Origin of the sequence: Pseudomonas sp. C9-3 (genome assembly GCF_032392015.1) — a bacterium.
Classification (GTDB): domain Bacteria; phylum Pseudomonadota; class Gammaproteobacteria; order Pseudomonadales; family Pseudomonadaceae; genus Pseudomonas; species Pseudomonas nitroreducens.
In genome coordinates, this window is the sequence record NZ_CP135919.1 from 2,641,305 (window position 1) to 2,653,633 (window position 12,329).

Annotated in this window: 9 protein-coding genes; 6 read left to right on the top strand and 3 right to left on the bottom strand. The window is 66.1% G+C overall.

The window, feature by feature from the left end:
• Nucleotides 1-42: 42 nt before the first annotated feature.
• The 5 genes from RS899_RS11815 to fhuB all read left to right on the top strand — a co-directional run bounded on the left by RS899_RS11815 (nucleotide 43) and on the right by fhuB (nucleotide 8,754).
• Entirely contained in the window at nucleotides 43-1,062 is a 1,020-nt protein-coding gene (locus RS899_RS11815) for a FecR family protein (RefSeq protein WP_315810029.1), read from the top strand.
• Nucleotides 1,063-1,462: 400 nt separating this feature from the next.
• On the top strand, nucleotides 1,463-3,151 hold the full coding sequence (locus RS899_RS11820) for a cyclic peptide export ABC transporter (RefSeq protein WP_315810030.1): 1,689 nt from the start codon (nucleotides 1,463-1,465) through the stop codon (nucleotides 3,149-3,151).
• Between the two features lie 170 nt (nucleotides 3,152-3,321).
• On the top strand, nucleotides 3,322-5,718 hold the full coding sequence (locus tag RS899_RS11825) for a TonB-dependent siderophore receptor (RefSeq protein ID WP_054906924.1): 2,397 nt from the start codon (nucleotides 3,322-3,324) through the stop codon (nucleotides 5,716-5,718).
• A 128-nt stretch (nucleotides 5,719-5,846) separates the two neighbouring features.
• The gene (locus RS899_RS11830) at nucleotides 5,847-6,752 is read left to right on the top strand and encodes an ABC transporter substrate-binding protein (RefSeq protein WP_233299618.1); all 906 of its coding nucleotides are present in this window, start codon (nucleotides 5,847-5,849) and stop codon (nucleotides 6,750-6,752) included.
• Entirely contained in the window at nucleotides 6,745-8,754 is a 2,010-nt protein-coding gene (fhuB, locus tag RS899_RS11835) for a Fe(3+)-hydroxamate ABC transporter permease FhuB (RefSeq protein ID WP_315810031.1), read from the top strand. The genes RS899_RS11830 and fhuB overlap by 8 nt, the downstream gene beginning before the upstream one ends.
• A gap of 147 nt (nucleotides 8,755-8,901) precedes the next feature.
• Here the strand turns inward: fhuB and catA are convergent, their stop codons facing one another.
• Both catA and hpaC read right to left on the bottom strand, forming a co-directional pair.
• Complete coding sequence (gene catA, locus RS899_RS11840; RefSeq protein WP_315810032.1) at nucleotides 8,902-9,834, bottom strand: catechol 1,2-dioxygenase; 933 nt, start codon at nucleotides 9,832-9,834, stop codon at nucleotides 8,902-8,904.
• Between the two features lie 42 nt (nucleotides 9,835-9,876).
• Complete coding sequence (hpaC, locus tag RS899_RS11845; RefSeq protein ID WP_024767261.1) at nucleotides 9,877-10,398, bottom strand: 4-hydroxyphenylacetate 3-monooxygenase, reductase component; 522 nt, start codon at nucleotides 10,396-10,398, stop codon at nucleotides 9,877-9,879.
• Between the two features lie 265 nt (nucleotides 10,399-10,663).
• Between hpaC and RS899_RS11850 the strand changes: the two genes are divergently transcribed.
• Nucleotides 10,664-11,290: a response regulator transcription factor gene (locus RS899_RS11850; RefSeq protein WP_024767262.1), complete on the top strand. Its 627-nt coding sequence runs from the start codon at nucleotides 10,664-10,666 to the stop codon at nucleotides 11,288-11,290.
• A 15-nt stretch (nucleotides 11,291-11,305) separates the two neighbouring features.
• On the opposite strand, the gene RS899_RS11855 is transcribed toward RS899_RS11850, so the two are convergent.
• Nucleotides 11,306-12,301: an asparaginase gene (locus RS899_RS11855; protein WP_315810033.1), complete on the bottom strand. Its 996-nt coding sequence runs from the start codon at nucleotides 12,299-12,301 to the stop codon at nucleotides 11,306-11,308.
• Nucleotides 12,302-12,329: the final 28 nt, after the last annotated feature.

The following is a 12,329-nucleotide window of genomic DNA, read 5'->3' on the forward strand; positions in this document are numbered from 1 at the left end:
AAAGTGTGATATCGGCCGCAAACGGCCTCACCGAGATCCCTGATGACCAGCTCCCCCGCCCCGTTCGACGATGACCGCATCAGCGCCGAAGCCGCGCACTGGTGCGCGCGTCTGCACGATGCCGAGTGCAGCGATGCCGAGCGCGCCGATTTTGCGCAGTGGCTCGAAGTCGACCCGCGACACGAGGGGGAGTACCAGGCGATGCTGGAGATCTGGCAGCTCTCGGAACTGCTGCCGCCCACTCCGCAGGTCCAGCCGAACCTCGTCGCCAGCCCGGCACCCCATCGCGCCCGCAGACAGCGTCGTCCGCGCAACGGCAGGCGCATTGCTGCCATGGCTGCTGGCCTGCTGATCGCCATCGGCGCCGTCTGGTCGGCGGGCTGGTCCGCCGGGCTGCTGCCCTCGCGGGTCGGCTATTACGCTGCGCAACCCGCGCCGCGCCTGGTCGAACTGGCCGACGGCTCGAAAGTCGAGCTCAACAGCAATTCGCAACTGGTCTTCGCCGACTTCCGCGACCGCCGCAGCGCCTGGTTGAAAAGCGGCGGCGAGGCCTACTTCCAGGTCGCCCACGACACGTTGCAGCCCTTTTCGGTGTGGACCGACAACGGCAGCGTGCGGGTCACCGGCACCCGCTTCAACGTCTGGACCGACTCCCGCCAGATGCTGGTCACCCTGCTCGAAGGCTCGGTGGTGGTCAGCCCTCCCGACAGCGTCGACGGCAACAGTGCGCAACTCACACCCGGCATGCAGGCCCGCTACCTGAAGGGCAGCGAGCGTATCGAACTGGCCCAGGTAGCCCCGGCCGGAGCCATCGCCTGGACGGAAGGCAAGCTGGTGATCGACGACCTGACGCTCCAGGCCGCCATCCCGCTGATCAATCGCTATCTCAAACAGCCGGTATTCCTCGACGACGCCACAGTCGCGGCCATGCGCATCGGCGGCATCTACCGCACGGACGACCTGCAGGCGCTGGTGGATTCGCTGCCCAAGGTCCTGCCGCTGGAGCTGCGCAAGGACAACCAGGGCCGTACGGTTCTCGCCAGCCGCTACGTTCAGCTCTGATACTCGCCACGCGGGCATGCCGGGTAGCGGCGTGCCGTGCGGCTTCGCGAGCAAGCTCGCTCCTACAAAAAGCCCCAAGGTCCAGGCAGAACATGGCTGGCGCATCGCTATCCGTGGGCGAAGCGTGCAACCGTAGGAGCGAGCTTGCTCGCGAACTCCAATGCGACGGAATCCGCAGGTGCCGACACCAGGCGCCCGCTCCTAAAAGAGGCCGCAACCTAGCGCCCCACCCATCTGCGGTCTTCGTACTTGCGAAAGTTTCGCAAATTCTCTTCAGTTTTCTCCTGGCTCATTCGTCTTGATAGGAACGATTCGGATTTGCCGATGATCTCCTGATTCGCGCGCCGTCTCGTCCCGTTGTGCGGCCTGCCCTCTGGTAGGCCGGGGCCAGGAAAAGACGATGCCAACTCCCGCTCCAAGCGCCTTGCGCGAAATGCTCAAACTGCTGCGGCCGCACTGGCTGCCGCTGACTGCGGCCACACTGCTGGGGATTCTGGGTGGCTCGGCCATCACCGCGCTGCTCGCCACCATCAACTACAGCCTGCACTCCCAGGGCGGCATGCCCGCCGGCCTGCTGCTGGGTTTCGCCGGGCTGTGCGTACTGGCGCTGCTGGGCTCGATCATTTCCGACATGGGCACCAACTACGTCGGCCAGCACGTGATCGCACGGCTACGCAAGGACCTGGGCAGCAAGATCATTTCCGCGCCCATCGAGCAGATCGAGCGCTACCGCAGTCACCGCCTGATTCCGGTGCTGACCCACGACATCGACACCATCAGCGACTTCGCCTTCGCCTTCGCGCCGCTGGCCGTCGCCCTGACCACCACACTGGGCTGCCTGGGCTACCTGGCCTGGCTGTCGCCGCCGATGTTCCTCGCCACCGCCATCGCCATCGTCGTCGGCAGCGCCGTGCAGTACGTCGCGCGGGCCAAGGGCATCAAGGGCTTCTTCGAGGCCCGCGACAAGGAAGACGAGCTGCAGAAGCACTACCGTGCCATCGCCGAGGGCGCCAAGGAGCTGCGCATCAGCCGCCCGCGCCGCTTCCAGCATTACAGCGAGCGCCTGCAGGGCACCGCCGACGAGATCTGCGACATCCAACTGCGCTCGATCAACCTGTTCAACGTCGCCAAGGGCTTCGGTTCCACGCTGTTCTTCATCGTCATCGGCGTGGCGCTGGCGTACCAGTCGCTGTGGCCGAGCACCGACCAGGCGACGCTGTCCGGCTTTATCCTGGTGCTCCTGTATATGAAGGGCCCGCTGGAAGGCCTGATCGGCCAACTGCCGGTGGTGACCCGCGCGCAGGTCGCCTTCCGCCGCATCGCCGAGCTGTCAGTGCGCTTTTCCTCACCGGAGCCGAACCTACTGCTGGCCGACGATGGCCGACAGCCGTTGGAGTTCCAGTCCATCGAACTGCGCGACCTGGCCTACCACTACCCCACCGACGACGGCACCCGTGGCTTCGGCGTCGGCCCGCTGAACCTGAAGGTGAATCGCGGGGAAATCCTCTTCATCGCCGGCGAGAACGGCTGCGGCAAGACGACGATGATCAAGCTACTGCTCGGCCTCTACGTCCCGCGTGACGGCGAACTGCTGCTCAATGGCGAAGCGGTCGGCGATAGCGGCCGCGACGACTACCGCCAGCTGTTCACCACCATATTCGCCGACTACTTCCTCTTCGAGGACCTGCTCAAGGGCAGCCAGGACATCCCGGCAGAGGCCGGCCGCTACCTGGAGCGCCTGGAGATCGCCCACAAGGTCAGCCTGCAGGGCCAGGAGTTCTCGACGACCGACCTGTCCACCGGCCAACGCAAGCGCCTGGCGCTGGTGCAGGCGTGGCTGGAGAAGCGCCCGGTGCTGGTGTTCGACGAATGGGCCGCGGACCAGGACCCGGAATTCCGCCGCATCTTCTACACCGAGCTGCTGCCCGAGCTGCGTGCCCAGGGCAAGACGCTGATCGTGATCTCCCACGATGACCGTTATTTCGACGTCACCGACCGCCTGCTGCGCATGCGCGCCGGGCAGATCGTGGAGATCAAGGACCACCGCACTGCGACCCCGCCCGGCCCTTCCGGCGTGGCGCTGCACTGACCGTCGGGCAGCCCGGACGGCCGCCCTTTCACCCGGTCGTCGTTGAACAACAAAAAAAGATCGAACGGAATTTTCCGGTTTTCTCCAACCGACGCGTCACATAAAGCTGAATCATTCTTATTAGAAACTGCATTACAAGATCGCACTGACAAGATCATAGGAGCTAACAAGTGAGTCGCACCCGCAATGCGCTGCAATCCCGGCACCCGGTGAAGCCCCTGGCCCGCCTGGTCCGCGCCACCGCCCTGGGCATGGTTCTGACCGCCACCGCCGTAGAGGCTGCGCCGGTCCGCATCGATATCCCGGCCCAGTCGCTGGCTTCCGCCCTGACCAGCCTGGGCGCGCAGTCGAACCTGCAGATCGTCTTCAACCAGACCCAGGTGCAGAACCTGCGCGCCCCCGGTGTGCGTGGCGAGATGGAGCCCACCGCGGCGCTGGAGCGCCTGCTGCAAGGCACCGGCATCAAGTACCAGGTCGAAGGCAGCCGCGTGACCCTGCTGGGCGCCGACTCCGCCAGCGGCGACACCCTGAACATGTCCGCCCAGGTCATCACCGGCGCCATCGAAGGTGAAGACAGCTATGTGCCGCGCACCTCCAACAGCGGCAGCAAGACCGACACCCCGCTGCTGGAAATCCCCCAGTCGATCTCGGTGATCACCCGCAAGCAGATGGACGCCCAGGGCGCCCAGACCGTGACCGAAGCGCTGCGCTACGTGCCCGGCGTCAAGGTGGAAGCCTATGGCCTGGACCCCAAGGGCTTCGACTGGATGTACATCCGCGGTTTCAATGCCCAGGCCACCAGTGACTACCTCAACGGCCTGCGCCAGCAGAACAACAGCTACGCGTTCTTTCGCAGCGAACCCTATGCCTTCGAGCGCATCGACGTGGTCCGTGGCCCGTCTTCCAGCCTGTTCGGCATGGGTGATGCCGGCGGCATCGTCAACCGCGTGAGCAAGAAGCCCACCGCCAACCACATCAACGAAGTGGAACTGACCGGCGGCAACCATGACCGCAAGCAGGGCCAGTTCGACCTGGGCGGCGCGCTGGACGACCAGAACCAGTTCCTCTACCGCGTAGTGGGCCTGGCCCGCGACGCCAATACCCAGGCCGAATACGACGACGGCCACGAGGTCGAGGACGACCGCTACTACATCGCCCCGTCCTTCACCTGGGCGCCGGACGAAGACACCAGCCTGACCGTGCTCACTGACTTTCTGCGTGACCGCAACTCCGGCTCGATCTTCGACTACAGCGTCAACGGCCACCCCACCGGCACCCTGCTCGGCGATCACAGCTACAACCACTTCAGCCAGGACCAGTACACCCTGGGCTACGAGTTTCGCCACCGCCTGAACGACACCTGGGAATTCCGCCAGAACGCCCGCTACGGCCAGGTCGACCTGGTGTTCGCCAACCTGCTGCCGCAACTGCAGGTCGGCCGCAACATCATCCGTACCGCTGACCGTTTCGATCAGCACATGGACACCTTCAACCTGGATAACCAGTTCCAGGCCAACTTCGACACCGGCGCGTTCAAGCACACGCTGTTGATGGGCGTCGACTACAGCTGGCAGGACGCCGACATCGCTCGCTGGCGCACCCTGGGCCCGTCGCTGAACCTGGACAACCCGCAGTACGGCCAGAGCGTGCAGCGCCCGACCAAGGACACCACCCTCCCCGGCCAGGCCATCAACTACGACCAGACCATCCAGCAGGTGGGCGGCTACATCCAGGACCAGGTCAAGTTCGACGACCACTGGATCCTCACCGCCGGCGGCCGCTACGACTACGTGCGCAACGACCTCGACAGCCATACCAGCGCGCACACCATGCAGAAGGACAACGCCTTCACCGGCCGCGTCGGCCTGACCTACCTGACCGATTTCGGCCTGGCGCCCTACGTCAGCTACTCGGAGTCCTTCGTACCCAACACCGGCATCACCGCCGACGGTGGCGCCTTCAAGGCCAGCGAAGCCCACCAGTACGAAGCGGGCGTGAAGTTCCAGCCGGACGAAACCCTGCTGATCACCCTGGCCGCCTACGAGCTGACCAAGGAAAACATCCTTACCACCCAGCTCAACGCCAACGGCGTGCCGACCGGCTTCAGCGAGCCGACCGGCGAGCAGCGTTCGCGCGGCATCGAGGCCGAGCTGAAGGCCAAGCTGGATCAGAACTGGGACCTGCTGGCCTCCTACACCTACACCAAGGCCAAGATCACCAGCAGCAACGACGGCAACGAGGGCAATCGCCCGGCCAACGTGCCCGAGCACATGGCCAACGGCTGGCTGAACTACACCTTCCACGAAGGCGCGGTCGACGGCCTCTCCATCGGCGGCGGCGTGCGCTACACCGGCTCGCTGTACGGCAACAACGCCAACACCTACCACGTCGACAACTACACCCTGTTCGACGCCGGCGTGAGCTACCCGCTGAACAAGAACGTGACCCTCTCGGTGAACGCGCAGAACCTGCTGGACGAGGAATACGCCGCCACCTGCGACAGCCCGATCTCCTGCTACCCGGGCCTGCGCCGCACCGTCATGACCAGCGTGAAGTACAGCTGGTAAGGCACGGGCGGAAGCGGCCCCGCGCCGGTTCCGCCTGCTGCTTCCGGGCTCCCTGTTCGCAGGGGGCCCTTTGTTGTTTCAAGAGCCTGCTGTTTCAGAAGCCTGTTGTTTCACGCGAGGAGTAGTGCATGTCCCTCACCCGTCGCCACCTGCTGCAGGGCCTCGCCCTGGGCGGACTGGCCTGCGCCTGCGGCCTGCCGGTTTTCGCCGGTGAGCGCCTGACGCGGATCGTCGCACTCAACTGGGTGGCCGCCGAAACGCTGCTGACCCTGGGTGTGCCGCCCCTGGCGATTTCCGACGACCGCTATTACCGGGTGCGCATGCCGACCATGGCGTTGCCCGACAGCGTGCGTGACGTGGGCCCGTACTGGGAACCGAACCTCGAACTGATCCAGCAACTGCAGCCGCAACTGATCCTCAGCGACCCGATGACGCCGACCTTGCAGCGTCGACTCAACGGCATTGCGCCGACTGAAAAGGTCGCTATCTACCCGGCTGCCGAGGGCGCCTGGAAAGCCACTACCGACTTCATGAACGACCTGGCGCGGCGACTCGGCGTCGAGCAGGTGGCTGCCGACTACATCGCCGCTGGCGAACAGCGCCTGGCCGATCTGCGCGCAGAACTGGCCAACCGCAACCTGCCGCCGGTGTGCGTCGCCGTACTCAACCAGGACGGCCGCCACGCTGCCGTCTACGGCAGGAACAGCATGGTGCAGGACGTGCTCGACCGCCTCGGCGTCGAGAATGCCTGGCAAGGGCCGGTCGGCCCGGTGGGGCTGGCCATGGTCAGCATCGAACGCCTGGCCGAGCGCCCGGATGCGCATCTGGTCTACGTCGACATCCCCACTACCTCGGCGCGCCTGCAGAGCCTGCGGCAGCCCAACGACCTCTGGGCCCACCTGCCCGCCGTGCGCCAGGGGCACACGCTGACGCTGGAGCGCTTCTATCCCTACGCCGGCGCCGCCTCGGTGCTGGACCTGGCCGAACGCATCGCCGCTTACCTGGACAATGCCACGGAGGTCGCCCATGCCTGAATCGACCCTCGGACTCGCCGCACCACGCCGCGGCCTGCCGATTGGCCCGGCGCTCTGCACGCTGCTGCTGGCGCTCCTCGCCGCGCTGCTGGTATTCCATGGCCTGCAAGGCGCTCTGCCCCGCGAACTCTGGTGGCAGGCCTTGTGGTCGCCGGACCTGGACGACGTGCGCCAGGTGCTGCTGCACTTCAGCTTCTTCCCGCGCCTGGCGGTGAGCCTGATGGCTGGCGCCGCAATGGCCCTGGCCGGCACGCTGTTCCAGCAGATCCTCCGTAACCCGCTGGCCGAGCCGGTGACGCTGGGCGTTTCCGCCGGCGCCAACCTGGCGCTGTCGGCCGCCACCATCTTCGCCCCGACGCTGCTGGTGCATGGCCTGGAAGCCGTCACCCTGACCGGCGCCGCGCTCGCCACCGCCTTGCTGTTCGCCTTTGCCTGGGGCCGCACGCTGTCACCGCTGCGTTTCATCCTCGCCGGCATGGTCATCAGCCTCTATTGCGTGTCGCTCAACGCGCTGCTGGTGCTGTTCAACCACGACTACCTGATCGACCTGCTGCTCTGGCAGGCCGGATCGCTGAACCAGAGTGGCTGGGACGGCGTGCTGTACCTCGCCCCGCGCCTGGCGGTAGCCATGGTCATCGCCCTGTTGATGGTGCGCCCGCTGGCGGCCCTGGGCCTGGAAGATGAAGGCGCGGCGGCTGTCGGCGTCAACCTGCGCCGTACCCGCGTGCTGGGCCTCGCCGTGGCCGTGGCGCTGAGTGCCTTCGTGACCAGTGCCGTGGGTATGCTCGCCTTCGTCGGCCTTGCCGCACCGGCGATTGCCCGGCTGTGTGGTGCCCGCACGCTGAAGCAACGGCTGATCTGGGCGCCACTGCTGGGCGCCGCGCTTCTGTGCGTGGTGGACCAGATCGCCCGCGAGCTGTCGCGCTTCGCCGGGGAAATTCCCGCCGGCATCCTCACCGGCATTTTCAGCGTTCCGCTGCTGCTGTGGCTGCTCAGCCGCCAGCGCAGCGGCGGGATCATCCCGCGCCCGGCGCCAACCAGGCCGCAGCGGGAGCATCCGTGGCGGCTGATCATCGGCATGGCCATCATGCTCGCCTTGCTGACGCTGCCGGCAATCTACTTCGCGGTGGACGCCAACGGCTGGCACTGGGGCGACGCCGGGCTCAGCGATGCCATCGCGCAATGGCGTGTACCGCGCGTACTCGGCTCGCTCGCCGCCGGCGCCATGCTGGCCGTCGCCGGCCTGCTGGTGCAGCGCCTGACCGGCAACCCCATGGCCAGCCCGGAAGTCCTCGGCGCCACGTCCGGCGCGGCCATCGCCGTGCTGGTGCTGTTCCTGGTGATGCCGCAGCCGCAGGCCTACATGGTGCCAGCCGCCAGCATCGGCGCGCTGCTGACGCTCGGCCTGCTGCTGTGGTTCGCCTGGCGCAAGACGTTCAACGCCGAGCGGCTGCTGTTGACCGGCGTGTGCCTGACCACCCTGTTGCACTCGTTGAGCACGTTGCTATTGGCCAGCGGTGACCCGCGCATGACCGCGATGATGAGCTGGATGACCGGCTCGACCTATCAGGTGGATGTGACGTCCGCGAGCACCGGCCTGGTCGTCGGAGCATTGATGATCGGTGTCAGCCTGCTGCTGGCTCGCCCGCTGGACCTGCTGACTCTGGGCAACGGCACCGCAACCGCGCTGGGCTTGCGGTTGCGCGGGAGTCACCTGGCAATCCTGCTGACCGCCGCCGTGTTGACCGCCACCGCCACCATCATCGTCGGCCCACTGAGCTTCGTCGGCCTGATCGGCCCGCACATTGCCCGCCACCTCGGCGTCCGCCGCGCCGCGCCGCAATTGCTGCTGAGCGCGCTGGCCGGAGCCGTGATCATGGTGGTGGCGGACTGGCTGGGGCGGAACATCGCCTATCCCTGGCCGGTCTCTGCGGGCCTGCTGGCGGCGTTCATCGGTTGCCCGTACTTCCTCTGGCTGATGCATCGGGAACGACGGGGCTGAGGCAGGCCACAGGCGCAACGAGTCGCTCTACGTAGGATGGGTGGAGCGCAGCGATACCCATGCAGTCGGTGCATGGATCGATGGGTATCGCTTTGCTCCAAGCCATCCCACGGCGGGGTTACCAGCAGGATCGGAGCGGTTGGGGAATCAGGCTTGCTGCAAGGCGCGGGGGCGGTTGCTGCGGTCCTCGGCATCGGCGGAAACCGCCTGCTGCAGCTGGAAATCGAACTCGATCTCGGCGAAGCGCCCTTCCACGCCGCGTGCCTTGGCAGCGGCTGCGTCCTCGACGAAACGCACCTCGCCGATCAGCCCATCGCGGGTGGCGTAGGCGAAGTCGTCCCACAGGTACTGGTCGCCGGCGAGGTTGATCTGCGTGGTCAGGTGGCGATGCCCCGGCGCGGAGATGAAGAAGTGGATGTGCGCCGGGCGCTGGCCGTGGCGGCCAAGCTGGTTCAGCAGCTCCTGGGTCGGGCCATCCGGCGGGCAGCCGTAGCCGCTGGGCACGATGCTGCGCGCTTGGTAACGGCCTTCAGCGTCGGTGACGATGCGGCGGCGCAGGTTGTACTCGGACTGGGTGCTGTCGAAGTACGAGTAGGTGCCGTTGGTGTTGGCGTGCCAGAGGTCGACCACGGCGCCGGCCAGCGGCTTGCCGTCGAGGTCGAACACGCGGCCGGAAAGGAACATCACGGTGCCGGCGTCTTTTCCATCGTCCATGCGCGCTTCGCCTTCGGACAGCGGCGCACCCGCCACGTACAGCGGGCCTTCGATGGTGCGCGGGGTGCCGCCTTCGATGCCAACGGCGGCGTCCTGCGCGTCCAGCAGCAGGTCGAGATAATGCTCGATGCCCAGGCCGGCGACCACCAGGCCGGCTTCCTGGCGAGCGCCGAGGCGGTTGAGGTAGTCCACGGCTTTCCAGAACTCGTCGGGGGTGACGTTCATGTCTTCGATGAGCTTCGCGGTGTCCTGCAGGATGCGCAGGACGAGGTTCTTCACGCGCGGGTTGCCAGCATCGTTCAGGGCGCCGCTGGCTTCTTCGAAGAAGGTCTGGATATCGGCAGTCTGGGAAATCTTCAGGGTCACGTTGATCACCTCGTTCTTGTTGTTTTCGGAGTCAGCAGGGAATCAGCTGGCGCAGCGCACGGCCTCGCGGTCGACACGGTGGAAGACCCGGTTGAAGTACACCAGGCTGTCCTGGCGCTCGCGCACGGCGACCTTTTCCAGTTCGACGAACATCACGGTGTGCGAGCCGACTTCCTTGCAGTCGCTGATACGTCCCTCCAGGCTGACCAGCGCCTGGCGCAGCACCGGCAGGCCGGCGTAGCCGTCGTCCCAGAGGTCCCAGGCGAAGCGCTCTTCCATGGACACCTTGGTCATCCCGGCGAAGTGCTTGGCCAGTTCCTCCTGCTCGCCACAGAGCACGTTGACGCACAGGTGGCCGTTGCTGCGGAACACATCGTGGGTGGCGCTGCCGCGATTGACGCAGACCAGCACCGTGGGCGGCGAGTCGGTGACCGAGCAGACCGCGCTGGCGGTGATGCCGCAGCGGCCTTCCGGGCCGTTGGTGGTGATGATGTTCACCGCCGCCGGCAGTTGCGCCATGGCGTTGCGGAAATCGATCTGGGTCTGGCTGAGGGTGTTGGCCATGTCTTCGCCCCTTGTGCTGGAGTGGCCGGCACGCCCGGCCTTTCTTGTATGGGGCCAGCGTAGGGCAGCGCCAGGGCGCGAAACATTCAGACGATTACCACGCCAGAGGGTGGTGGCCGCTAGTCATGTAGGTGGTTTCTTTATCGTCAGCATCGCAGACTATGGGTATGCTCCGGGGCATGCCATTGCGGCGACCGGGCCAAAGCCCGGCGTACGCGGCCTACGTGCAGCTCTACAACGATAAAAAAGAAAGTGGCAACGCCTGATGGATGCTAGAAAACCCGTGGTCTACATCGTCGACGACGACAAGGACCTGCGCACCTCCCTCGCCTGGCTGCTCGAATCGGTCAGCATCGAATCGCTGTGCTACGGCGGCGCCGAGGAGTTCCTGCGCGAATACGACCCCAAGCTCCCCGCCTGCCTGGTGCTCGACGTGCGTATGCCCGAGACCAGTGGGTTCCAGTTGCAGGAAATGCTCAACGACAAGGGCATCGCCCTGCCGACCATCTTCGTCACCGCCCATGGCGACATCCCCATGTCGGTGAAGGCGATGAAGAACGGCGCGCTGGATTTCGTCGAGAAACCCTACAACCCGCAGCAGATGCTCGATCGCATCCAGGCCGCACTGAAAAGCGCGGTACAGGTACACGCCGGGCAGGAGCAGAAGCAGGTCCTGCAGCACAAGCTCGACCTGCTGACCGGGCGGGAACGGGAAATCCTGATGATGGTGGTGGACGGCAAGGCCAGCAAGGTCATCGCCCGCGAGCTGAACATCAGCGTCAAGACCGTCGATGTGCACCGCACCAAGATCAAGGAAAAGATGGGCGTGAGCAGCATCGCCATGCTGGTGCGCGAAGTGCTCAACGTGCCGCTGGAAGAATCGCGCCCCTGACCGGGGCGCTCTCCCTTAATTCGTTTCGACGCGCTCGCCGCACAGGTCGAGGGCGAACAGGCGCTCCGTCTCGGCCGGCGCCAGGCCGCTGCCGATCAGGCTGAACAACTTGCCCAGCGCCGCTTCGCGGGTCATGCCTCCGCCGGAAACCAGCCCCGCATCGCGCAGGCGACTGCCCGCGGCATAGACATCGAACGCCACGTGCCCCTGCGGGCATTGGCTGATCGCAGCCAGCACCACGCCGCGAGCATGAGCCTCGCGCAATACCGCGAGCAGCTCCTCGTTATCCGACGGACCAGTACCGCTGCCGTAGCACTCCAGCAGCAACGCCTGTACCCCACTGCCGAGCAGCGCGCGCAGGTGCTCGGCACGCAGGCCGGGGAACAGCGGCAGCACGGCGAGGTTCACCGGTTGGCGCGGCTGGCGATAGCTCAGTTCGGCAGGAAGCGATTCCGCGCGTTCACCTTTGCGCTCACGCGGCAACACGGCAAAGGCATCGAACGCCTCGCTGCGCAGCTTGGTGACGCGGGCGCCGTGCATCATCTCGCCATTGAAATACAACCAGACACCCGGCTCGACACCGGCTTCCAGTGCATTCAGCGCGCCCAGCAGGTTCGCCGGCGCATCGCTGCCCGGCGCGCCCATCGGCTGCATGGAGCCGGTGAACACCACGGGAACATCCAGCCCCAGCAGCAGGAAGGACAGTGCCGCAGCGCTGTAAGCCAGGGTGTCGGTGCCGTGCAGGACCAGCACGCCGTCATGGTCGCCCTGCTCCACCGCGCCGACGATGGCGTCGCGCATGGCCAGCCAGTTGGCCTGGGTCATGTTGGCGCTGTCGAGCAGCGGTTGCAGTTCGCTGAAGGACCAGTCGAGGTGAATCTCGCCGTGGCCTTGCAGTTGTTCGCGCATGCGCGCTTCGAAACCGCCAGCCGGCGCCAGGCCTTCGGCAGTCTGCAGCATGCCGATGGTGCCGCCGGTATAGAGGACGAAGAGGTTCTTCACGCGACGCATGCCAGTGCTCTTGTAGGAAAGTTCACAG